Here is a 21,557-nt window from a genome sequence, read left to right as displayed (position 1 = left end):
CCCCATGTGAGAGTAGGTCATCGTCAGGCATCTATCCCAGAGAACCCGTTGTGTCGGAAGGCACAGCGGGTTTTCTTTTTGTCTGTAGAAAAATTGCCCGGTACCTCTCATGTTGGGTGTTCTCCCACCTTTTTATTTCTTTTCTTTCCCTGGGTATCAATGGCAGTGTGGTAGCATGGAAGTTGATGTTTCGTGTGTGTTGGTTACTGCTATCTTCAGGCACAATAAAATGACTTGTCGCTAAAATCGCCTTTATACTTTAACGCAGATGTAAGCGGCTATACCCATGCCTATATATTACTAATTATCAAGGAATGACTTGATGCGCAGGGTTTCAATCAATAATCAATCTCTGCCTGCTGTAGGCATGGGAACATGGCATTTGGGCCGAAGCCCAATGGAAGAACGCTCTGAAATTGCTGCGCTCAAAACCGGGCTGGATGCTGGACTGCGAGTGATTGATACTGCAGAAATATATGGCCATGGTCGTTCAGAGCAGCTGGTAGGTAAGGCAATCGCTGGGCGACGTGAAGATGTCTATCTCACCAGTAAAATATTTCCCTGGAAGGCAAATCGTTTTTTCATTGAAAAAGCGTGTCACGGTAGCTTGCGCCGATTAGGGACAGATTATCTGGATCTTTATTTACTTCACTGGAGAGGAATCATTCCTCTTGGGGAAGCCATATGGAGCCTGGAGCGCTTACGTACAGAAGGGAAGATCCGTAACTGGGGAGTCTCCAATTTCGATATTCGGGATATGGATGATGTGCGCCATGTGCCTGTTGGTTCTCATTGTGTCGTAGATCAGATTTATTATTCACCTCGGGCGAGAGGGGCTGAATACACGCTGTTTGATTGGTTCCGTGAAAATAGTGTCACAGCAATGGGGTATTCGCCTTTAGGCGGGAAAAAACATTCGCTCCTGAATCACCCTGTGATTAATGAAATTGCTCAAGATAGAAATATATCTCCAGCTACAATACTTATTGCCTGGAGTATTAGAGGTGGGAATGTACTCACTATTCCCCAAACCAGTTCATGGGAACACATGTATGAAAATATTGCTGCCCTGGAGCTGACCCTCAGGGATCATGAGTTAAAGAAGATTGATGCGGCTTTTCCTCCGCCCACCAAAAAGATAAAGCTGCAGACGTTGTGAAATAAGACATTGTAAATAAGTCGTCGGCCCTTCGCTCATAGTGTGTGGTTAACCATTAGGGAGGTTGACCATTAACGGGGCTCACCATACACATACGAGAGTTCGATGATGTCCTCTAAAGTCTCCTCAGAAGCTGAACTGTCCGGTGGTATGGTCACACTTTTTGCTGCCGCCAGTGGTCTTGCTGTTGCCAATATTTATTATGCTCAGCCTCTTATTGCGCTCATTACGCCGGAACTTGGTATCCCTCCTTCCATTGCCGGGTTGATTGTCGCCTTCACTCAACTTGGGTATGGTCTCGGATTATTGTTTTTGGTTCCTGTTGCGGATGTACTTGAAAATCGGCGTCTCATCGTCCGGTTAATGATTGGCATCATCGTTGGATTGATCGGTATCGCCTTGTCACATGCGTCCTGGCTATTTCTGGTGTCGTGTGGTTTGGTAGGAATATGCTCGGTAGCAGCCCAAGTCCTTGTTCCCATGGCTTCCCATCTTTCAACAGAGAAAAACCGTGGACGTGTTGTTGGGAATGTAATGGCTGGCTTACTTGGCGGAATTATGCTGGCGCGCCCATTCTCAAGCTTTATTGCAGACATACTGGGGTGGCGTGCTGTGTTTTGGATCACGGCAGCACTTATGGTGGTGACGGCACTTCTTTTACAACGACGTTTGCCTCAGCGCTTTCCCTGCACCAGACACCGTTACAGCGGTATTATCAAATCCTTGCCGGGAATTTTCCTCACTACTTCATTATTAAGGAGAAGAGCCCTCTATCAGGGGATGATGTTTGCTGCATTTAATCTCTTCTGGACGGCAAGCCCACTTCTTTTGATCCATGAATTTCATTTTTCACAGTCAGAAGTCGCTCTATTTTCCCTTGCCGGGGCAGGTGGAGCACTTTCCGCCCCTTTGGCAGGTCGTTTGGCGGATCGTGGACTCTCACGCATTGCTACGGGTAGCTCCCTCTTTATAGGACTATGTGCCTTTATCGTGGCAGGGTGGTCAGGAAATTATCATCATCTCATGATATTAATTCTGGCGGCTATCGTGCTGGATGCCTGCGTTCAAGTATGCCAGGTGCTGAGTCTTAGAAGTCTCTATATGCTGGCTCCCGAGCTGCGGGGGCGCCTGAATGGCATTTTCATGACATGTGTATTTATTTGTGGCGCATTGGGCTCCGGTTTCTCAGCGGCGTTGTATACACATGGCGGATGGATATGGGTGACGACTGTAGGGACTCTCTGCCCTTTGGTGGCCCTGCTTGCCTTTTTCACTGAAAGAAAAGCTCACGCTGGTTAACAATTTGATCAAATTGACTGGCATGGACTCTATCGGGAAAGAGAGTGTCAACTGGCTTTCAATCCTATTTACTATTGTTTCTGCAAGTGGCTTTCGTACAGTTCGAGTGGCGTGCCATCCGGATCGCTGAAGAAGGTAAATCGGCGTTGCGTCAATTCATCAACCCGGATCTCTTCACAAGGTACTCCTTTGGATTCCAGGTAATCACGTGTTGCGTCGATATCTTCGCACGAGAAAGCCAAATGACGTAACCCACACGCTTCAGGGCGGCTTACCCGTGATGGGGGTGAAGGAAAGGAGAACAATTCTATCTGCACACCACCCGGAAGCATCAAGTCGAGCTTGTAGCTGTCTCTTTCCGCCCGCCAGGTTTCAGCAATAATAGAGGCTCCCAATATATCGACGTAAAAGGCTTTTGATACTGAGTAATTGGCCGTAATGATCGCGACGTGATGAATCCCTGTAATGCCTATACTCATGATGCGCTGTATATCCTGTCTATGGCCTGAATGAGCTCATTCATTTCGTCGTCAGTGCCAATGGTGATACGGAGGAAATCATCCAGGGCTGGCGCAGAGAAGTGCCGAACCAAAATGCCTTGCTCTCGCAATGATTGATATAACGTGCTTCCCTGGACTTTTCTGGAACGTGCGAAGACAAAATTACTGTGTGATGGCAGGACATCGAAATTGCGCTCTTGAAGCGCAGCCACAGTGTGTTCCCGTGTGTTGATCACTCTATTAACCTGCGCCTGAAAGTATGCCTTGTCATTGAGAGAGGCAATAGCGCATGCACTGGTCAGTCGATCAATCGGATACGAGTTGAATGAGTCTTTCACACGGGTGAGGCCTTCGATCAGCTCTTCTGAACCAATCGCAAATCCCAGACGTAACCCCGCCAAGCTACGTGATTTGGAGAACGTACCGGTAATCAGAATATTGGGAAATTCCTTGATCAAGGGAACACTGCTTTCAGCGCCGAAATCCACATAGGCTTCGTCAACGAGCACAACGCTATCCTTTTGGCGAGTCATCAGCTGCCGAATGGCCTCCCTTGGATGAGCGTGTCCCGTAGGCGCGTTGGGGTTGGCAAAGATGACTCCACCATTTTCGTCAGGGAAAGCTTCCAGATCGACTTGCCAGCTTTTATTCAGTGGCAATGTGCGTCGTTCTATCCCGTAAAGATTCGAATAAACGGGATAAAAGCTATAGCTTATGTCAGGCATATAGAGGGGATGCGCTTGCTTGAAAAAGGCCATGAAAGCGAGAGCCAACACCTCATCGGACCCGTTGCCGACAAACACCTGTTCCGGTGTTACGTCATATTCACGTGCTAAGGCTTCGCGTAGATCCTGCGAGGTGGGGTCCGGATAAAGTCGCAAGGAGGAGGTATCGAATTCTCCAAGTACTTCCTGTACACCCGGAGCCGGCGGGTAGGGATTTTCATTGGTATTCAGTTTTATCAGTTTCTGACGCGGTTGTTCACCGGGAACATAGGGCGTTAGATTGTTGACTTCAGGACTCCAGAAACGGCTCATCAGGGTACTCGCTCCAACCAGATAGGTGCAGGCTTACTGCATGATTCATTTGATTCCATAATACGCAAATAATGGGTATTTAACAGCCTGATAATATAGAAATTAAGGCTGGTAATACCCGTACCAGACTCCTCACTGCTATCATATGACCCTATGTGGTAGCTGTTTACGGCGGGATTCCTTCTGAAGGTGGTATCAGTAGCCTTTTACTCGCTGATTCATTAACGTTCATTCATGTGTATGGGGAAGAGAGATGGGCATAAAAACACTTGTGACTGCTTTTGGAGTAGCTCTAACATTGGCAGTAGCTGGCTGTACGACTGAATCGGGCGGCCCCCTGAATACGACCAGTGCAGCGCCTGCAATTCCAGCGGGTGACGCTCTCTACAAAGGAACGTTCCCTTGCCGAAGCTGTAGCGGCATTGATGTAGCGTTAACCATGAAAGGTATGGACCCCTCCAGTACTTCCCAGAGTCGCACCTTTGACATTAATGCTGTTCACCGTGGTACTGATTACAGCAACAGTGATCAGCACTATACTGGGCGCTGGTATACGCAGACAGGTATTCCCACGGACCCTCAGGCGAAGGTAGTGGTATTGAAGCCGGATCAGCAGGATGGGCATACCTATTATTTCCTACAGCGTAATAACAGGGTGTTGGAACTGATCAGCCCTCAGCTTTACACCTTCGAAAATGGTTCGATGTTACGCCTCAAGCGGCAGTAGTTTTTTGATTTGTTAAAGGGTGGGGTAACCACGCATGGCTAAGGTAAAGACTGCGTTTGTCTGTTCGGAATGCGGTGCAGAATATTCGAAATGGCAAGGGCAATGTAGCAGTTGTCGTGAGTGGAATACGCTGAGTGAAGTTCGGTTAGGCGGCACACCCAAAGTAGGCGCAGCGGCAAGTGGGCGTCAGGGGTATGCAGGTGTTGCCTCGGGTGCGGTGACAGAGCTTGCCACTGTGGACCTCACTGAAGTCCCGCGTTTTACCTCCACCTTTGAAGAATTCGATCGGGTGCTTGGGGGCGGGCTCGTTCCCGGTTCAGCTGTTTTGTTGGGAGGGAATCCGGGCGCAGGCAAGTCCACACTCTTGCTACAAACGGCCTGTAAACTGGCGCAAAGCCGTAAAGTGCTTTACGTGACCGGGGAAGAATCGCTGTCACAGGTTGCCATGCGCGCGCATCGTCTCCATTTGCCTACGCAAGGCTTGCGCATGCTGGCAGAAACCAGCATCGAAACAATCATTGCAACTGCTGAAAATGAGCAGCCGGAAATCCTGATTATTGATTCCATCCAAACCATGCACCTGGAAGAAATTTCCTCTGCGCCGGGTGGTGTTGCACAAGTCCGGGAGTCGGCAGCTTCTCTGACTCGATTTGCCAAGCGGTCCAATACGGTATTATTGCTGGTGGGTCACGTGACAAAGGATGGCACGTTGGCGGGCCCCAAGGTATTGGAGCATATGATCGATGCTTCACTTCTTCTTGAAGGTGGTGCTGATTCACGTTTCCGTACGCTTCGGGGGCAGAAGAACCGTTTCGGTGCCGTGAATGAGCTGGGCGTTTTTGCCATGTTGGAGCATGGGCTCAAAGAGGTCAAAAATCCCAGCGCTATCTTTCTGACACGAACCGAAGAACAAGCCGCTGGTAGTATCGTGATGGTGGTGTGGGAAGGTACGCGCCCCATTTTGGTTGAAGTACAGGCGCTGTTGGATGAATCCCAGATGAGCAATCCACGGCGAGTGGCGGTGGGCATTGATGCTCAGCGTCTGGCCATGCTCCTTGCTGTTTTACACAAGCACGGTGGTTTGTTCAGTGGCGATCAGGATGTTTTTCTGAACGTCGTGGGTGGCATTAAAGTATTGGAAACCAGTGCGGACTTGGCTGTTTTGCTAGCCATTGTGTCGAGTTTGCGTAATCAACCGTTGCCGCGTGAACTGGTTGTCTTCGGTGAAGTCGGTTTGGGCGGGGAGATCCGGCCCGTACCTAGTGGGCAGAGCCGTATTGTTGAAGCTGCCAAGCACGGTTTTACTCGTGCCATTGTACCCAAGGCCAATGCCCCCAGGCATTCCCCTGAGGGGATGGACGTTATCGGAGTAGAAAAGTTGTCAGAGGCTTTGGCGGCCTTGTGATATAGCGGTGTCAGTTCTTGATAGTTTTTACTCAAGCGCCAGCCAGTTCAGCATGATACGGTCTAGAAGTGGTGCGAGCCTGTCAAAGCGTCTTCCGCCCTCCAGTATTTCTTGGGGAGACTGCACAAATGAATGTGCTAATCCATAATCGCTAAATCCTGCATGTCCTCCTCTAGAGTTTCTGGCTGACACTGAATCCAGCTCTTCCAACACCGGCTCTTCTACTGCCGCTTCCATAAGTGCTTCGGCAGAACGATGGGTGGCTTCAACATGGAAAAGTAGCGAGATAACCCTTGCTTCATCCCAACAAAACCCCTGGATTGGGCTGGCTGCTGTACTCCCAATGGGCACGGCTTCTTCAGGTAAACTGAAGATTTCCTTGTGCCAATGGAAGGCATCGAAGGATTCCGGAAGCGCCAGTGGACATGCAGGAGCCCTGCGTACCGTGTGCCATCCCAACTCAGGGTAGGTTCCGGGCGAGATAATTGCACCCAATGCCTGTGCAATCAATAATCCCCCATAGCCAACGCCGAGCAACGGTTTTGCGCTTGTAAGCACTTTCTGAATGAGTTTTCGTTCACGCTTGATTTGAAGATACGGCTCTGGCTCAAGTGCGCTGTCTGGGCCATCGAGCACGATAAGAGCATCAAAATCGGAAGGTTTGGGGGGGATTTCGTCCTGATAAAGAAGACATGTATTGTAGCTATGCCCCATACCTGTTAACCAATCAGTAAACCGGGCTGGCCCATAGTCGGGGTGGTGCTGCAGGAAATAAACATGCATTGTAGGAACTCCCGCCGTCGAAATGGGTGGGGTAGTTTGGATCATTCATAGGGTGATCCAAGCCTGTTTATTGTTTTAACAAATGTTTCGCATATTCGGTAGCCTGTTGGGTATAAAAATATGAAAGTCCCTCTTCGTGAACAGATCTTTACCGTTATCGCAAGAATTCCTGCCGGGCGTGTTACGAGCTACGGACGTATCGCTGATATGACCGATGGAGCCACGCCCCGAATGGTGGCCTCCTCGTTGAAACATCTTCCCCCGGGGCATGGTTTGCCCTGGCATCGTGTTATTTCATCTACTGGAAAGGTGGCGGATCATACAGGTGCAGAAAAACAAAAGCGATTATTATGCGAGGAAGGCGTATTATTGGACTCAAAGCAACGGATATCTTCGGATATTTGGTGGCCATAAACGGGTTTTCTTTTTACAAAACCGACTTATAGCCATGATGGTTACCGTTGTAGGCACATCTGGCCTCATTGCATGATATCGACATAATCGTTGTGGCTAATAATAATTAAAGAAAGCTTAAAAAATATACACAAGAGGGTCTGGAAGGCTTAGAATATTCCTGACCAGCTGATAAAAAACAATAGACCCGCGCGTGCATCCAACCCTTTGACTGCATGGAGACGTAAAATGACCGATAAGCCTGCATCCTATAAACCCTATACACATCCCGCCGGAGGCTGGGGCGCTGCAGCAGCTACTGCCAAGGTACTGATGCAGGAGAGCGTACTGGTTAAAGGCTCAAAAGCGTTATTGTCGATGAATCAGCCCGGTGGCTTCAAATGCCCAAGCTGTGCCTATCCGGACCCCAAGTGTAAACAGACATTGGAGTTTTGTGAGAATGGTGCTAAAGCCCTTGCTCACGAAGCCACAAAATTTCGTATAGAGGAAGATTTTTTCTCTAAATACAGCGTTAGCGAGCTTCAGGAAAAATCCGATTACTGGCTTGAAAAGCAGGGGCGCCTGACTGCTCCCATGCGTTACGACGCCGCCACTGATCATTATGTTCCCGTTTCCTGGGATGATGCGTTCGAGTTGATCGGAAAACATCTGCGTGAGCTGGATTCCCCCCATCAGGCAGAATTTTATACATCAGGTCGTACACCCAACGAAGCTGCCTTTCTCTATTCGGTTTTCGTTCGTCAATTTGGTACCAATAATTTCCCTGATTGCTCCAACATGTGTCATGAGCCGACCAGTCGTGGTCTTCCTCCTGCTATCGGCATTGGGAAGGGAACGGTCATTATTGATGATTTCGAGCACACAGAAGCTATTTTCATCATTGGACAGAATCCGGGGACGAACTCTCCACGAATGATGGCCGACCTTGTCGAGGCACGTAAACGTGATGTCCCGATCATCTCTATCAATCCAATGCCTGAACGTGCGTTGATCAAGTTCACGTCTCCGCAGGACGTTATCCAGATGGCAACCTTCGGCACAGACAAAATCTCAAGTGAGTTTGTGCACGTTAAAATCGGTGGTGACCTGGCGATCCTCAAAGGGATGATGAAGGTTCTTTTCGAGCGTGATGATAAAGAAGGAAATATCATCGATTGGGCGTTTGTTAAAGAACATACGGCCGGTATTGATGATGTTCGTCGCGAGTTGGACACTATTAGTTGGGCTGATATCGAAAAACACTCGGGTATCACCGAAGAGCAAATTCGGCGTATAGCCAATGTGTATATTCAGTCAAATGCCACCATGATCTGCTATGGCATGGGGCTGACGCAACATCAGCTGGGTTCACAGCTTTTGCAGCAGGTCAGTAACCTGTTATTGCTGAAAGGCAACTATGGTAAGCCCGGTGCGGGGATCGTTCCCATCCGTGGGCATTCCAATGTTCAAGGCGATAGAACTGTAGGGATAGATGAAAAGCCGTCTCAGGCGTATCTGGATCAACTCGGGAAGGTCTTTGATTTCGAACCGCCCAGAGATGCGGGCCACCACACTATCGAAAGCGTTGAAGCAATGGTCAAGGGGGAAGCCAAGGTTTTCATTGGTATGGGGGGGAACTTTATCCGAGCAGTGCCTGATACCCATGTTGCTTATGCCGCCATGGCCAATGTGGGATTGTCGGTAGGCATTGCCACGAAACTGAATCGGGGTCATGTTGTCCATGGAAAAGAAGCTCTGATATTGCCGGTTATTGCGCGCTCTGAGCGCATTGAAACATCCAAAGGGGAACAGTTCGTTACCATTGAGGATGCAATGTCGAATGTAACACCCTCCAAAGGGGTGCTGGAGCCGGCCAGTTCACACCTGAAACCCGAGACTGAAATTGTCTGCCGTATGGCGATGGCCGCGCTTCCGGACAGCAAGATACCGTGGGCTTCTTATATTGAAGACTACAACCTGATCAGGGATCGCATTGCGGATGTCTATCCGGATATCTATGCCAACTTCTCTGAAAAGATCAAGGACCCAAAAGGGTTCCATCTTTACAATGGTCCTCGCGAACGTGTTTGGCACACGCCAAACGGCAAAGCCAACTTCCTTGTGCTGGAAGGGTTGGATGTTAACACCCCGATAGATGATGCAGAAATGCTACGGCTTTCTACCATTCGTTCGCACGATCAGTTTAATACCACGATTTATAGCAATAATGACCGTTACCGTGGAGTTCACAACGATCGTATGGTGGTGTTCATGAATAATGAAGACATGAACGAGCGCGGGCTTGTCACCGGTGATAAAATTGCGTTGGAAACCATGAGTACCGATACTACAGAGCGCAAAGTAGCAGCGTTGACGGTTCTGGAATATCCGATGCCACGCGGTTCAATCGCAGGTTATTATCCTGAGCTGAATCCATTATTGCCGTTGGATTATTATGATCGTACAAGTGGCACACCGGCCGCAAAATCCATTCCGGTAAAAACCTTGAAAGAGGCGGTATAGCTACTGTGCTCTTTTTGTCCATGTTGTGATGTGATGACTGATTTATCCGATACTGAATTATTTGCTTCGATTGATACCCGGGTTAGTCAGCTTAATGATCGGGAAGCCACGGTCTTTGTGGCCGTGCTTTCTGACCGAATGCTGAACAATTTCAGGCTCTATGATGCTCTCACTCATGATGCTTCTATTGGCGATGATGCGCGGCCCCGCGTTGATAACATTATGGCGTTGGTCTGGGAGTCGTTGATAACCAAAGAGGCACGGATCAATTTCGAGCTTCAGCAGGTCAAACTCTCTGAAGTGAATGATGCATTGGATGCTCAGGTAGAAGTAGAGGGGGCCGGTTTCGGACTACACATGGCGCAGGATGCCTTGTTGGCACTTTCAATATGTCTGGAGAGCACGGCGGGTAACCGGCCCGGCGCTGCGTTGGAGGTGTCTCGCCTTTCCCGTAGTGGCGCGTTACAGATGATCCGTCTCTCTGAAGGAAATGAAGAGTCGGGTCATGATGAATCAAGCGAACTGCAGCGTATTGAATGGAATAATGCATTGTTGGAAGACGAAGCCGATTTTCAGGGGGAAGTGCTGGCCCAACTGGCTAGTGAGCCACTTGCCAGTCATCCCCTGGATAAAACAGCGCTAAAGGCATTAAAGCAGCTGGGGTATAACGAGGGTGTGAGTAATATTGGACTCACCCTGGACGAAGAGTAGTTTTTCACTTCATCCATTACCTTTTCTTACTTCCTTCCTGCCTTTCCCTTGTGCTCTTCCTTGACTAGCAATCAACCCGTGATCATGCGCCCAGTCGCTGCAGCTTCCAGGACATGATTACGAACTGGCTGGCAGTCGTTTGCCATTTTTCATCTGCTTTATAGGCGTGTGACGCAACATTCCCTAATGCGTTATATACGCATGTTGATACCGTGCTCAGCCATGTATTCCTTCGCCTGTGGTACGGTATATTCCCCAAAGTGGAAAATACTGGCCGCCAGTACGGCATCCGCATGGCCTTCTTCAACCCCTGCTACCAGGTGATCCAGGTTACCTACACCACCAGATGCAATGACGGGTACATCAACGGCATCACTGATGGCACGTGTCACACCCAGGTCAAAACCGGCCTTGGTGCCGTCTCTATCCATACTGGTGACGAGAAGCTCACCTGCGCCCAGTGCGACCATCTTCTTCGACCACTCCACCGCATCCAGTCCGGTAGCCTTGCGGCCACCATGCGTGAATATTTCCCAGCGATCAGGCTCACCCTCTGCGGACACTTTCTTGGCATCAATGGCAACCACAATGCATTGGTTACCGAAGCGTTCAGCCGCTTCCTGAACAAATTCCGGATTGAATACCGCGGCTGTATTGATGGAAACCTTGTCAGCACCGGCATTAAGCAAGGCACGAATATCGTCACACGTACGAATCCCTCCACCCACGGTGAGCGGAATAAATACTTCGCCCGCAATGCGGCTTACCATCTCCAGTGTTGTGCCGCGCCCCTCATGGCTGGCAGAAATATCCAGAAAGGTGATCTCGTCGGCCTGCTGATCGTTGTAGCGCTTGGCAATTTCAACAGGATCACCGGCATCACGAATACCAACAAAGTTGACCCCTTTGACTACACGGCCCTGATCGACATCAAGACATGGGATGATTCGTTTGGCTAGGCTCATCGAGAGTCCTCAAAAGGCAAGAAACACGATTTTATGCTTGAGCAATGGTATCGCTTAGAGTTTGAGCTTCAGAAAGATCAAGGCTGCCCTCATAGATAGCGCGTCCGGTGATGGCACCTAAAATGCCACGGTCCGCCACTTGGGCCAAGGCCTTGATATCATCAAGATTGGTAACACCACCCGAAGCTATCACAGGTATTCCTGCGGCTTCGGCCAGCTCAACGGTTGCCTCAACATTGACGCCCTGCATCATGCCGTCCCGTGCAATATCGGTATATACGATGGCGCTAACACCATCCTTGGCGAAACGCTGAGCCAAATCCGTTGCCTTGATGGTTGAAACTTCAGCCCAACCATCTGTAGCGACCCAGCCATCCTTGGCATCCAGTCCTACAATAATATGGCCGGGGAATTCCTTGCACATCTCGGTGACAAAATCAGGTTCCTTGACAGCCAGGGTCCCGATGATGACGTGTGTCACCCCCGCATCCAGATAATGGGCAATTGTTTCGCGTGATCGAATACCGCCACCAATTTGAATGGGGAGGTCGGGGTAGGCACGGGCAATGGCAGTGACTGCTTCGCCATTGACCGGGCGGCCTTCGAAGGCACCATTCAAGTCAACCAGATGCAGACGGCGAGCCCCGGCGTCTACCCAGCGTTTCGCCATTTCAACGGGATCAGCGCCATAACTGGTGGCGTCTTCCATCCGACCTTGTTTAAGACGGACACAGTGACCATCTTTCAAATCTATTGCGGGAATGATTAGCATGGGAGTGCTTACCTTATGACTGGCCTGGAACGCGGATCAAGGCGCCCAGTTCACGAAATTTGTTAGCAGGCGCAAGCCGCTATTGGCGCTCTTTTCCGGGTGGAACTGTACAGCGAATGTGGCATCACGGCCCGTCGCTACATGGGCGACGACATCGCCATAGCGGACTGTACCAAATATGTCGGATTCATTCTCCAATGCGACATAGTAACTATGTACAAAGTAGAAGCTTTCGCCATCAGGAATACCCTTCCACAAGGGGTGAGCATGGCGTTGCTCAACATTGTTCCACCCCATATGGGGGACCTTGAGCCTACCGTCGTTTTCGATCATGTTGGAAGGAAAACGTTTCACCTTGCCCTGCAGGTAACCCAGACACGTCACACCGCCATTTTCATCACTCGTATCGGCCAGCATTTGTTGGCCTACACAGATGCCCAAAAGGGGTTTATCGGCATCATCAAGCAAATTTTTGACTAATGAAGTGAGCCCGGTGCGTTCAAGTTCGGCCATACAATCGCGAATGGCACCTTGACCCGGTAACACGACACGGCGGGCATTTTTGATTTCTTCAGGCTGACGGGTAATCAGAACGCGTTCTTTGGTGACATGCTCCAACGCCTTGGCGACGGAGTGAAGGTTTCCCATGCCGTAATCGATAACTGCAATGCTCATTGGTCACTCGCTGAAAATAGTGCTGAGTTAGGGGGAACGGACCAGTGTGTTGCCATCACCTTTCGGGTATTTCGCTTAAAGTGAGCCTTTGGTTGAGGCAATTTTTCCCGCCATTCGATCATCATGGCTGATGGCCTGACGAATGGCACGCCCAAAGGCCTTGAAGATTGTCTCTACCTGATGGTGCGCGTTGATACCCTTGAGATTATCGATATGAAGCGTCGCGTGTGCCTGATTGGCAAATCCCTGGAAGAATTCACGCACTAACTGTGTGTCGAAGCGGCCAATCGTGGCGCTTGTGAAGTCGGCCGTCATATAAAGCCCGGGGCGGCCGGAGAAATCGATAACAACGCGGGAAAGCGCTTCATCCAGTGGGACGAAGGCATGGCCATAGCGTTGAATGCCACGTTTGTCACCCAGGGCTTCACGAAATGCCTGGCCCAACGCAATACCAATATCTTCTACCGTGTGATGATCATCGATATGAGTATCGCCATCGCAATGCACGTACAGGTCTACTAATCCGTGACGAGCCACTTGATCAAGCATGTGCTCAAAAAAGGGAACACCTGTCTGAGCGTCCAATTTACCACTGCCATCAAGATTGATGCGCACGTCGATATGGGTCTCGGCAGTGTTACGTTGTACCCGTGCTTCGCGTTGTGAAGTAACTGTAGTCGTGGCTTCGTTCGTCATGGCTTGATTGATCCCGGGAATATCAGCATTGCGTGATGCACAAGGGGCGAGCATTCACCGCCAGTATTAAACATTAAGTTGCATAAAGCATACAGTATAATGAATCAACAAGAGTACATGCCACTTTATATAACTGGATATAGCAGGGGCTAAATGGCCGGATATTTTCCAGTGAAAACGAACGGCTTTTGTTTTCATTCTGAGCCTATTAACGGCGACTCAGCCCAAGGTCCTACGAAACACGGTCCTTCAATAGCCTGCAGGCCATTGCGATGATCCAATAGCCGACAACACACCTCATGAATTGAAGGTTTTTCCTGCCAGCCAGGACAGCAGTGTGATAGCTGATATCACAATGGCACGCGTCCTACCCATGTCAGGCAAGTGATTGATACAACAGAACAGGAAAAGGCGAGGGAAGAAACGATTGACATATAGTGGGGCGACTATCGCTTAGCGGATGCTGATCGTAATCGGTGTCGTTGGCCATATTACTGTCTTTTTCAATCCCAATGATCACAACACCGGTGTTATCAAAACCGTCAACCAACGGACAGGTAGTGAAAGATCACCGAAAGGGCCTCTATCATGGACTTTTTCCCCTTGTTCAAGGTCATTATTCCTCTGGGGTCTGAAGGCGATATGTACAGTCTCCACACCATGGGGCCGCTTGAATGATAAGATGATTCGTTAATCGCCGAAGCAATATATTGGCGGTGGTGCTAAAGAGAAGATTAATGAAGGAATAGATAAAGCGTTGAAATCAAAAACAGGTCATCGCATCAAGAACGCATTGGAAGGGTTGTTTCATTGAGCTCCAAAAGCAAGAAAGAAGGCACATTGGTCGCGCTTGAAAATAACAGCGTGGAGGGTATTTCGCCTATCTCGCTCTCAGCTTCGGCATTCGAGCGTTTAACCCTCGAATGGTTTGATGAACATGGTCGAAAGCATCTTCCCTGGCAACAGGAGCAGACGCCTTACCGCGTGTGGGTATCGGAGATCATGTTGCAACAAACACAGGTAGCCACTGTCATTGGCTATTTTTCACGGTTTATGGAGCACTTTCCCAATGTAGAGAGCCTTGCTTGTGCTCCTATTGATGAGGTTCTGCACTTATGGACCGGGCTTGGCTATTATGCACGCGCACGTAACCTGCATCGTGCGGCGCAGGTCGTCGTCAATGAATATGGAGGAGAATTTCCAGTAGAGAGCGTTGAAGCCCTGTGTGAACTCCCTGGTATTGGTCGTTCTACCGCGGGCGCGATCATCAGTCTTTCCGGTAATGGACGAGCCCCCATTCTGGATGGCAATGTGAAGCGCGTACTTTGCCGTGTGCACGCCATTGAAGGGTGGCCAGGCAGACCTGCAGTAGAACGTGCTCTATGGCATTTGGCTGAACGATATACGCCTCACCAGCGAGTGGGGGACTATACGCAGGCCATGATGGATCTTGGCGCTACTGTTTGTACCAGAACCAATCCTACCTGTTTGCTGTGCCCTTACGAGGCGAACTGTCTGGCACACCGTTATAGTAAAGAGACGGCTTACCCCGAGCCCAAACCCAAAAAAGCGATTTCCACACGACATACACGCTTATTGGTGTTGATGAGTGAAGGTGGGGAGGTGCTCCTTGAGCGTCGGCCCGAACGTGGTATTTGGGGCGGACTATGGAGTTTACCTCAGTTTGAAACAATATCGGCCATACAGGCGTGGCTAGACACCTATGCCCCGCGTGCGGAGATAGAGCAAGAGTGGCAAACTATTACGCACGTATTCAGCCATTTTCGCCTGGAGATGCAACCGATCCCTGCTCGGGTAAAGGAAATACCCTTTGGAATTGCTGACGAAGGGCTGCGCTGGGTTGATCCGGCTGATCTATCAGGACTTGGATTGCCTGCACCCATCAAAACACTGTTGTTATCCCTATGATGATACGACTTATCGATGAGTAAGACGGTGATAAACGATAGATTGGCTTCATGGGTAGATGAGCTGTTTTATGGAATAATATGCACTATATAGAAAACGTATCCATTCGAGTTGTTGAGGTTATCTGTGACTACTGTTTTTTGTCGTAAATATCAGCAAGAGCTGCCTGCGCTGGCCATGCCGCCACTCCCGGGCCCCAAAGGGTTGGAAATTCAGAAAACGGTTTCCCAGAAAGCGTGGGATGAATGGCAAGCGCTCCAAACCCGTTTAATCAACGAAAAGCATCTTAATTTGCTGGATGCCGAGAATCGACGCTACTTGATGGCACAACTAGACCTTTTCCTTGATAACAAGGAAACCGATATCGCACAGGGATATGTACCGCCAGAATCATCGGTGTAGCGGTTGTTTTTTAAGCAGACAGTAATTAATTGGTAAAAAGTCTGCTTAAGTACTTGACCTAACGGAGAGATTTCGGTTTAATACGCGCCGTTGGCAAGGGGCCAGATAGCTCAGTTGGTAGAGCAGGGGATTGAAAATCCCCGTGTCGGCGGTTCGATTCCGTCTCTGGCCACCACTTTTGGGGTATCGCCAAGTGGTAAGGCACCGGTTTTTGGTATCGGCATTCCCAGGTTCGAATCCTGGTACCCCAGCCACATGTAGTTAAGCCGGCATAGCTCAGTTGGTAGAGCAACTGACTTGTAATCAGTAGGTCCGGGGTTCGACTCCTCGTGCCGGCACCAATTTTAAAGCCCTGTAGCTCAATGAGTTACAGGGCTTTTTCTTTTTCAGTATTCAGGTAATATCTGAACGGGGTAAATGGTTGGGTAAAGCATCTTCTACCTTGATTTCATAAAGAGATAAAAAGTAATCGGGCTAAACCTCTTTCTGGTTTAACCGACCCACCAGGTATCTGGTACTACCCCCCACGGCTCCGCCAAGCGCTCCTATCATCGCTGCTGGCACTGCACCAATGCCTTCTCCGATGGCCCCCAGAACAGCACCCGATGCTGCTCCTGCAGCCGCACCTGCTTCTACTTCACTCCAAAAGTTTGCACCCGATACGAGTTTCTCTTCCTCATTGGAAAGTTCAAAAAAAGAGTTCTTATGGTCTTTTCTTAAAATATGGCTCATGTATCATTTTTCCTGAGTTTTGTTGATTGATAAAAATATGGATTAATATTTGAATTTACAAAAATAGATTTTTTAAATTTAGATAAGACTATAGGCGATAACCAGAACATCTCTATACGAAAAAGCTTTGTATTTATTATCTACGCAAACAGATGAAACGCCATGAAATAATTTACGGTCATCAGTAAGTATAAATTCCCCTGGTTTGTTAAGTGTTGTTTTTTTGATAATATTCTTGTGATTATCAGCAATATAACTTTCTCCGCCAAAAATGTTGACTTTTTTAATCATAAAAGAAATGACATAATCAACACCATCCTGATGTAAACCTTCTGGTGCGGGTTCGCCAAGCTTTCCCTCTGTCGCAATTATTCTATAGGGGTGTAGTTTGATATTAAACCTGTTATGCGCAGTGAAGGAATGTATGAGAAATGAAAATCCATGTATGATCTTTTGGAGTATTGGACTTTCAGTAAAATTTCTTTCCAGAGGCTCATAATGTCGTTGTATTCCGCCATTTAATGAGTTTATGGATAAGCTCTGTTGGTAGGGGGTATGTTCAAGTTGGGTAATCCTCTGCTTTCCAAGATCAATTTCAAACGCACTGTATCTTCTGTACCGATAGGAGCCACCATCATTCATATATCGGTCTAGTAATAGGTTATCCCATGTAGCACAAAAATCCTGCCAATCTCGACCTCTTGAAATTGAAAAATTTAAGAAAGTATCCGCAGCCGACGATATTATATAATTGTTTTTTACCATACTGTTGGTATATGTATTACCCATAATATGATCCCTCTTTTGCTTTTTTGATCTCCCAAGTATCTCTATCACGAATGTAGAGAGGATTTTTCGCCTTTATCGATATCGGAAAAAAACGTGATGGGTTAATGATGTAAGTAACGACACCACTCACCCTTGTTGACATATCATGTACAGCTGCCTGACACGCTTTATGCTTGATACTTCCCCAATGGCCGTTTACGGACTCAATAACCCATTGGGTAGATAAATACTGTTTTAACTCCAGAGATTTTATATCTAAAGTGGCCGATTCCAGTTGAGCATAAGCATCAAATAAAATCATCGCAGCGGGGGCTTCTCGTACTTCGAGTACTTTTATTCGTTCATTCGCTAAATGTTCCAATCCAGCATATCGACCATGTCCAAAGCTGCCCACCATTTTATTAAGAGAATTTATTATGTTTAAAATGGGGAGTTGATCATTGTTAACCCCTATGGGAATGCCCTTTTCTATTGTTATGGAGAGTGCCTGCGTTGAAGTATTAGTGGCTTGTGTCCAAGTGAATATGTCATCCGGAATGATGAAGTTCTCAGGATCATCCAGTGGGCCAGATTCATACTCGTTACACCATAAATTTGAATCACCACTCAACTTCCGTTGTGAAATAAAGTGTAAATTTCGGTGCTTTAATTCATGACACTTTTGTTCACGGGTAATAGCTGAGTGAATATAAGGACTACCAAAATTACCAATAAAATTACTTGCATTGATACGATTATTGAGCCTGGGTAAACTATTTTGTGACAAATTAGCTGTGTGTATGAGTGTTGTAATGCCAATCTCATTAGAGAGTTGAACGGCAGTATCTGCTATGAGGGGCCTGCTCAGTGAACTACTTATTGGATAATGTCCCAGATATTTTGCCCCCATTTGTATAGCTGGCAGTATATTAAGATTTGCGAAATCATTCTGTTTATCAAGATGATGAAAATGGGCCCCCAATTGTTCAGCTACTTTTTTGGTTTCATCGAAATTCTCATTTTGCCCAATATTTATCGAGATAGCATGTATGTTTGTAAATCCCATTGTGGATAACTTATAAAGTGCGTAGGTACTATCCAGGCCACCGCTATACATAAGCCCTATTGGTTCGGATTTATTTTTTATTTTTTTTAGATCAATGAATGAGGTAATTTTTCTTGAATAATTTTGATTATTCTTGTTCATTGCTAACGTTCTAGAGAGATCGTTCATGTTTTTCCCATATTTCCATAGTATACTTGTTGATTAGCGTTCAGACATGCATGTCTTGTTACGCAACATAAGGGGCTGCTTGATACAAATAAGCATTATTAAATAAAGATGTATAAGCGCTAAATATGATTACGGTGCTGAGTATAGTTGTAGAGAGAATTATTTATCTTAATTTGCGCTGAACTTATTTTCTAATTAGTATGGTTAGACTATCAAAGATTGTTTAATTTGTTTGATATGCACTATGAACCTATTTATATGATTGATAAAAACCATTCGTTTAATTTGCTGGATTGTCCCTGTTTTTTACACCTTGTTAGAATATAATGACAGGTCGAAGGAGTTATCTCCTCTCTTATGAATTGACAATCAAGGATTTCTGGTTTGGCAATTAATAAAGTTCGTAGCCTGGAGAAATGGGCCGCGCGGTCATTCAATGTTTTGCCTATAAGAAAACGTCATAAATGCTGGATGAATGCGCTACAAAGTGAACCTCGGTTGATGACAATGGTGCGGAATAAAAGTGAAAGGCACTTGCATACTTATGTTCATCGGCGTTGGTCAGCGCAGCAAAAACTAAGCGTCATTCGCGGTCATAACGAGTTCATGTTGGGTTTCTTAACAGGTAAAGCCTTTGAGGAGATCTATCAGGGGTATGGACTTACGGTTGAAACAATTGATGAAACATGGACCCTTAAATTGGAGCGAAGCCGTTATTGCAAGGAAGGTGAGCAAGGGATTTATATTCGTAATCAGGAGGGGCGCATTGTTTTTGGTCTGACCTTCTGTATGGATAGGGAAGATAATGCTATTTATATAGGTTCGTTGCAAGGGGGTAAGCACTCAACCGCTAACGAGGATATCAAGGCCTTTTATCGTGCTTGTCACAATACTCGTCCATTCGAGCTTCTTATGTGTGCTATATATGCGTTCAAGGAGACTTTAGCAGTTCGCTCGATTTATGGTATTCCTGCGCGTTTTGCCAATAACTATGGCCACGGGCATAAAATCAGGTTGGACTATGATGGTTATTGGAAAAATATAGGTGGTGTGCTGAATGGTGGCTGGTATCGATTGCCGGACAGTATGCATCGCAAAGACGTCATGGAGGTGAAGAGTAAGCATCGATCCATGTATCGCCGTAGAATGTTGTTAATGGATCATATTCACCATCAAATGCAATGCACATTAGGAAAGTCTGCAAGAATCACGCAATTAGCATGCTGATGGCATGGCGATATACAAAATTATTCCAAACGGCCTTTTGTAGCAATGTGGCCCTGATTTTGTTGACGTTAAAATGAACTAGCATTTAGTTTTAGCGCAGCTATCCCTTTGCTTGAGATACCACTCAGCTATGCCTGCAGTAACCAGGGACAGTACAAAGACAGATATCCACAAGCCAGGGGCTAACGTCGATATTGCAATAGCCGAAGAGAGCGCCAGCACAAGATGGATAATGCCTGACAGAATTCTTTGTGACACTGTTATGGATGATTTTGCTTTTTGTGACATTGTTATGACCTCATTCGTGATCCGAGGGGTGTGCGGCTGGGGAGCTGGCATTTAACTGATGTTTCAGGATGCTCCCATAATAGGCAGACTCATCGGTTTTTATCTTTAGATGTAATGAATGTATGCCAACTGCAAATAATTGAATCATTAATATTAAGATAAAATACAGAATTTAGTTCAATATCCACTAAATGGGTCTAAATGGCATCTAAGATTGAGAAATTCCCTTGATCTTTTTACACACGGATAGAGGTAAAGATGCACTTGGCTCAAAGAAAGGGGGAGTCTGTCATGGCGCAACTCTTTCTTGCCATTGCCTGGGAAATTGTCAATGTGATTATAAAATCCTCCGGAATCGTTCTAGACCAATGGTATCGTATGCAGTCTTGGGGTATCACCTTCGGGTTTCCTATCCTTGAGGTTTATTTTTATCTTAATATCCCCTCGGACTATGACAATATTGTAAATTGATGTGTACAACTTTTGATGTTGGGTATTTTCGAACGCCGTTTTCACGTCTAAACTGCTCATTAAGATATTGCTGTGAGGAGTTCGAAAGCACTGAACGCTTTTTTACTTCATTGCAAGTGTTGAATGCCATGTTACCGCTATGGACAGGCGTGTAAAATGACGGTTGCCTCTTACAATGCGATAAACATCATATATAGTGCTGTATAACTAACCATTAATGTCATAGGCGAGCTTCTTATGCCTCTTGCTTTTTCCGATGAATTTCCCGTCCGCATCACGCATGCTCGTGCGATGCATGGACTTAGTCACAAAGAGCTGGCAGACGAAGTGGGGATCACTCCGGATCAATTACAGAAATATGAGTCTGGTGAATCGGTCCCACGGATTGCAGTTCTATTGCGCTTGGCCAAGCGACTTCGTCTGGACCCTGTATGGTTGTCTGGAGATACCCGAGAAGTGGATATAGATGCGCTTCAACGAGAAGCTGACGACTTTGAAGCGATTCCTGAAGGTATCATCGCAACGCCTGTCCACTTGGGGAGCGAATTGAGAACCCTTGTTGCCAAGGCTGCGCGCGATAATGGCCGTACTGTACACGATGAAATCGTAGAACGGTTAGCTTCGACCTTCGACCGTTCAACCCGTTTTTATGCGGAATTGCTTCGGTCGCTTGCCAATGAGCTGGAAGGTCGCGGGGAATAAGGCTTTCTTGCTAAAAAGCTGAATGCATCCAGTGTGGTATCTGCCAATTCATAAGGCTCCACTACCGTAGGTGAGCAGGAGTCGTTATTTGATTCACCTTAGCTCTGAGTATACGGCGGTGTCTACCGGCCCTGTGGGCTCCTCACCAGATGGCACACT

22 protein-coding genes and 3 tRNA genes are annotated in these 21,557 nt (G+C 47.4%); 15 read left to right on the top strand and 10 right to left on the bottom strand.

Annotated elements, in window-relative coordinates; translation table 11 throughout:
• Positions 1–322: 322 nt before the first annotated feature.
• Positions 323–1,159: an aldo/keto reductase gene (locus LMG33818_RS12655; RefSeq protein WP_442323750.1), complete on the top strand. Its 837-nt coding sequence runs from the start codon at positions 323–325 to the stop codon at positions 1,157–1,159.
• Positions 1,160–1,264: 105 nt separating this feature from the next.
• Positions 1,265–2,458 (top strand): MFS transporter, encoded by a 1,194-nt coding sequence (locus LMG33818_RS12650; RefSeq protein WP_442323749.1) that lies wholly within the window; start codon positions 1,265–1,267, stop codon positions 2,456–2,458.
• A gap of 71 nt (positions 2,459–2,529) precedes the next feature.
• On the opposite strand, the gene gloA2 is transcribed toward LMG33818_RS12650, so the two are convergent.
• Both gloA2 and hisC read right to left on the bottom strand, forming a co-directional pair.
• Positions 2,530–2,937: an SMU1112c/YaeR family gloxylase I-like metalloprotein gene (gene gloA2 / locus LMG33818_RS12645; protein ID WP_442323748.1), complete on the bottom strand. Its 408-nt coding sequence runs from the start codon at positions 2,935–2,937 to the stop codon at positions 2,530–2,532.
• Positions 2,934–3,995 carry a histidinol-phosphate transaminase gene (hisC, locus tag LMG33818_RS12640; RefSeq protein ID WP_442323747.1) on the bottom strand — a complete coding sequence of 354 codons (1,062 nt, stop codon included), beginning with the start codon at positions 3,993–3,995 and terminating at the stop codon, positions 2,934–2,936. Before hisC ends, gloA2 begins: the two co-directional genes overlap by 4 nt.
• 253 nt (positions 3,996–4,248) lie before the next feature.
• On the opposite strand from hisC, the gene LMG33818_RS12635 reads away from it, so the two are divergent.
• The gene (locus LMG33818_RS12635) at positions 4,249–4,722 is read left to right on the top strand and encodes a copper resistance protein NlpE N-terminal domain-containing protein (protein ID WP_442323746.1); all 474 of its coding nucleotides are present in this window, start codon (positions 4,249–4,251) and stop codon (positions 4,720–4,722) included.
• A gap of 34 nt (positions 4,723–4,756) precedes the next feature.
• The gene (gene radA, locus LMG33818_RS12630) at positions 4,757–6,127 is read left to right on the top strand and encodes a DNA repair protein RadA (RefSeq protein WP_442323745.1); all 1,371 of its coding nucleotides are present in this window, start codon (positions 4,757–4,759) and stop codon (positions 6,125–6,127) included.
• 27 nt (positions 6,128–6,154) lie between these two features.
• Here radA and LMG33818_RS12625 read toward each other — a convergent pair whose 3' ends face one another.
• A complete protein-coding gene (locus LMG33818_RS12625) occupies positions 6,155–6,910 on the bottom strand; it encodes a type 1 glutamine amidotransferase (protein ID WP_442323744.1) in 756 nt (251 codons plus the stop codon).
• A 120-nt stretch (positions 6,911–7,030) separates the two neighbouring features.
• On the opposite strand from LMG33818_RS12625, the gene LMG33818_RS12620 reads away from it, so the two are divergent.
• From LMG33818_RS12620 to LMG33818_RS12610, 3 genes are all read left to right on the top strand, one after another.
• Positions 7,031–7,324, top strand: a complete 294-nt coding sequence (locus LMG33818_RS12620) for an MGMT family protein (RefSeq protein ID WP_442323743.1) — start codon at positions 7,031–7,033, stop codon at positions 7,322–7,324.
• Positions 7,325–7,552: 228 nt separating this feature from the next.
• Positions 7,553–9,826 carry an FdhF/YdeP family oxidoreductase gene (locus tag LMG33818_RS12615; protein WP_442323742.1) on the top strand — a complete coding sequence of 758 codons (2,274 nt, stop codon included), beginning with the start codon at positions 7,553–7,555 and terminating at the stop codon, positions 9,824–9,826.
• A gap of 33 nt (positions 9,827–9,859) precedes the next feature.
• The gene (locus LMG33818_RS12610; RefSeq protein WP_442323741.1) at positions 9,860–10,537 is read left to right on the top strand and encodes a DUF416 family protein; all 678 of its coding nucleotides are present in this window, start codon (positions 9,860–9,862) and stop codon (positions 10,535–10,537) included.
• A 191-nt stretch (positions 10,538–10,728) separates the two neighbouring features.
• Here LMG33818_RS12610 and hisF read toward each other — a convergent pair whose 3' ends face one another.
• The 4 genes from hisF to hisB all read right to left on the bottom strand — a co-directional run bounded on the left by hisF (position 10,729) and on the right by hisB (position 13,645).
• The gene (gene hisF / locus LMG33818_RS12605; RefSeq protein ID WP_442323740.1) at positions 10,729–11,502 is read right to left on the bottom strand and encodes an imidazole glycerol phosphate synthase subunit HisF; all 774 of its coding nucleotides are present in this window, start codon (positions 11,500–11,502) and stop codon (positions 10,729–10,731) included.
• Between the two features lie 31 nt (positions 11,503–11,533).
• Positions 11,534–12,274 carry a 1-(5-phosphoribosyl)-5-[(5-phosphoribosylamino)methylideneamino]imidazole-4-carboxamide isomerase gene (gene hisA, locus LMG33818_RS12600; protein WP_442323739.1) on the bottom strand — a complete coding sequence of 247 codons (741 nt, stop codon included), beginning with the start codon at positions 12,272–12,274 and terminating at the stop codon, positions 11,534–11,536.
• A gap of 36 nt (positions 12,275–12,310) precedes the next feature.
• Positions 12,311–12,949, bottom strand: coding sequence for an imidazole glycerol phosphate synthase subunit HisH (gene hisH / locus LMG33818_RS12595; RefSeq protein ID WP_442323738.1), 639 nt, complete (start codon positions 12,947–12,949; stop codon positions 12,311–12,313).
• 75 nt (positions 12,950–13,024) lie between these two features.
• Positions 13,025–13,645 carry an imidazoleglycerol-phosphate dehydratase HisB gene (gene hisB, locus LMG33818_RS12590; protein ID WP_442323757.1) on the bottom strand — a complete coding sequence of 207 codons (621 nt, stop codon included), beginning with the start codon at positions 13,643–13,645 and terminating at the stop codon, positions 13,025–13,027.
• 864 nt (positions 13,646–14,509) lie between these two features.
• Here hisB and mutY point away from each other — a divergent pair.
• The 5 genes from mutY to LMG33818_RS12565 all read left to right on the top strand — a co-directional run bounded on the left by mutY (position 14,510) and on the right by LMG33818_RS12565 (position 16,317).
• Positions 14,510–15,574: an A/G-specific adenine glycosylase gene (mutY, locus tag LMG33818_RS12585; protein WP_442323756.1), complete on the top strand. Its 1,065-nt coding sequence runs from the start codon at positions 14,510–14,512 to the stop codon at positions 15,572–15,574.
• Between the two features lie 126 nt (positions 15,575–15,700).
• Complete coding sequence (locus LMG33818_RS12580; protein ID WP_442323737.1) at positions 15,701–15,976, top strand: oxidative damage protection protein; 276 nt, start codon at positions 15,701–15,703, stop codon at positions 15,974–15,976.
• Positions 15,977–16,075: 99 nt separating this feature from the next.
• Positions 16,076–16,151: transfer RNA gene (locus LMG33818_RS12575), tRNA-Phe, on the top strand.
• 4 nt (positions 16,152–16,155) lie between these two features.
• Positions 16,156–16,230: transfer RNA gene (locus tag LMG33818_RS12570), tRNA-Gln, on the top strand.
• Between the two features lie 11 nt (positions 16,231–16,241).
• Positions 16,242–16,317, top strand: a tRNA-Thr gene (locus LMG33818_RS12565).
• Between the two features lie 133 nt (positions 16,318–16,450).
• Here the strand turns inward: LMG33818_RS12565 and LMG33818_RS12560 are convergent.
• From LMG33818_RS12560 to LMG33818_RS12550, 3 genes are all read right to left on the bottom strand, one after another.
• A complete protein-coding gene (locus LMG33818_RS12560; protein WP_442323736.1) occupies positions 16,451–16,708 on the bottom strand; it encodes a hypothetical protein in 258 nt (85 codons plus the stop codon).
• 78 nt (positions 16,709–16,786) lie between these two features.
• On the bottom strand, positions 16,787–17,497 hold the full coding sequence (locus tag LMG33818_RS12555) for a 2OG-Fe dioxygenase family protein (RefSeq protein WP_442323735.1): 711 nt from the start codon (positions 17,495–17,497) through the stop codon (positions 16,787–16,789).
• On the bottom strand, positions 17,490–18,710 hold the full coding sequence (locus LMG33818_RS12550) for an argininosuccinate synthase-related protein (protein ID WP_442323734.1): 1,221 nt from the start codon (positions 18,708–18,710) through the stop codon (positions 17,490–17,492). Before LMG33818_RS12550 ends, LMG33818_RS12555 begins: the two co-directional genes overlap by 8 nt.
• Before the next feature lie 384 nt (positions 18,711–19,094).
• Between LMG33818_RS12550 and LMG33818_RS12545 the strand changes: the two genes are divergently transcribed.
• The 3 genes from LMG33818_RS12545 (at position 19,095) to LMG33818_RS12535 (ending at position 21,398) form a co-directional block, all read left to right on the top strand.
• The gene (locus tag LMG33818_RS12545) at positions 19,095–19,937 is read left to right on the top strand and encodes a DUF535 family protein (RefSeq protein WP_442323733.1); all 843 of its coding nucleotides are present in this window, start codon (positions 19,095–19,097) and stop codon (positions 19,935–19,937) included.
• A gap of 579 nt (positions 19,938–20,516) precedes the next feature.
• Positions 20,517–20,696 carry a hypothetical protein gene (locus LMG33818_RS12540; RefSeq protein WP_442323732.1) on the top strand — a complete coding sequence of 60 codons (180 nt, stop codon included), beginning with the start codon at positions 20,517–20,519 and terminating at the stop codon, positions 20,694–20,696.
• Between the two features lie 237 nt (positions 20,697–20,933).
• Positions 20,934–21,398: a helix-turn-helix domain-containing protein gene (locus LMG33818_RS12535; RefSeq protein ID WP_442323731.1), complete on the top strand. Its 465-nt coding sequence runs from the start codon at positions 20,934–20,936 to the stop codon at positions 21,396–21,398.
• Positions 21,399–21,557 lie beyond the last annotated feature (159 nt).

Source organism: Cernens ardua (genome assembly GCF_051251085.1).
Classification (GTDB): Bacteria; Pseudomonadota; Gammaproteobacteria; order Pseudomonadales; family Halomonadaceae; genus Cernens; species Cernens ardua.
The sequence above is the reverse complement of the archived record's forward strand: the minus strand, read 5'-3'. Positions and strand labels throughout refer to the sequence as shown.

Excerpts from the sequence above, each read along its gene's own strand:
- LMG33818_RS12535 (WP_442323731.1), top strand. The coding sequence starts at position 20,934 with ATGCCTCTTGCTTTTTCCGATGAATTTCCCGTCCGCATCACGCATGCT.
- radA (WP_442323745.1), top strand. The coding sequence starts at position 4,757 with ATGGCTAAGGTAAAGACTGCGTTTGTCTGTTCGGAATGCGGTGCAGAA.
- LMG33818_RS12615 (WP_442323742.1), top strand. The coding sequence starts at position 7,553 with ATGACCGATAAGCCTGCATCCTATAAACCCTATACACATCCCGCCGGA.
- hisC (WP_442323747.1), bottom strand. The coding sequence starts at position 3,995 with ATGAGCCGTTTCTGGAGTCCTGAAGTCAACAATCTAACGCCCTATGTT.
- LMG33818_RS12540 (WP_442323732.1), top strand. The coding sequence starts at position 20,517 with ATGGCGCAACTCTTTCTTGCCATTGCCTGGGAAATTGTCAATGTGATT.
- hisF (WP_442323740.1), bottom strand. The coding sequence starts at position 11,502 with ATGAGCCTAGCCAAACGAATCATCCCATGTCTTGATGTCGATCAGGGC.
- hisH (WP_442323738.1), bottom strand. The coding sequence starts at position 12,949 with ATGAGCATTGCAGTTATCGATTACGGCATGGGAAACCTTCACTCCGTC.
- LMG33818_RS12635 (WP_442323746.1), top strand. The coding sequence starts at position 4,249 with ATGGGCATAAAAACACTTGTGACTGCTTTTGGAGTAGCTCTAACATTG.
- LMG33818_RS12610 (WP_442323741.1), top strand. The coding sequence starts at position 9,860 with ATGACTGATTTATCCGATACTGAATTATTTGCTTCGATTGATACCCGG.
- LMG33818_RS12555 (WP_442323735.1), bottom strand. The coding sequence starts at position 17,497 with ATGGGTAATACATATACCAACAGTATGGTAAAAAACAATTATATAATA.
- hisA (WP_442323739.1), bottom strand. The coding sequence starts at position 12,274 with ATGCTAATCATTCCCGCAATAGATTTGAAAGATGGTCACTGTGTCCGT.
- LMG33818_RS12550 (WP_442323734.1), bottom strand. The coding sequence starts at position 18,710 with ATGAACGATCTCTCTAGAACGTTAGCAATGAACAAGAATAATCAAAAT.
- LMG33818_RS12650 (WP_442323749.1), top strand. The coding sequence starts at position 1,265 with ATGATGTCCTCTAAAGTCTCCTCAGAAGCTGAACTGTCCGGTGGTATG.
- hisB (WP_442323757.1), bottom strand. The coding sequence starts at position 13,645 with ATGACGAACGAAGCCACGACTACAGTTACTTCACAACGCGAAGCACGG.
- LMG33818_RS12625 (WP_442323744.1), bottom strand. The coding sequence starts at position 6,910 with ATGCATGTTTATTTCCTGCAGCACCACCCCGACTATGGGCCAGCCCGG.
- LMG33818_RS12655 (WP_442323750.1), top strand. The coding sequence starts at position 323 with ATGCGCAGGGTTTCAATCAATAATCAATCTCTGCCTGCTGTAGGCATG.
- gloA2 (WP_442323748.1), bottom strand. The coding sequence starts at position 2,937 with ATGAGTATAGGCATTACAGGGATTCATCACGTCGCGATCATTACGGCC.
- LMG33818_RS12560 (WP_442323736.1), bottom strand. The coding sequence starts at position 16,708 with ATGAGCCATATTTTAAGAAAAGACCATAAGAACTCTTTTTTTGAACTT.
- LMG33818_RS12620 (WP_442323743.1), top strand. The coding sequence starts at position 7,031 with ATGAAAGTCCCTCTTCGTGAACAGATCTTTACCGTTATCGCAAGAATT.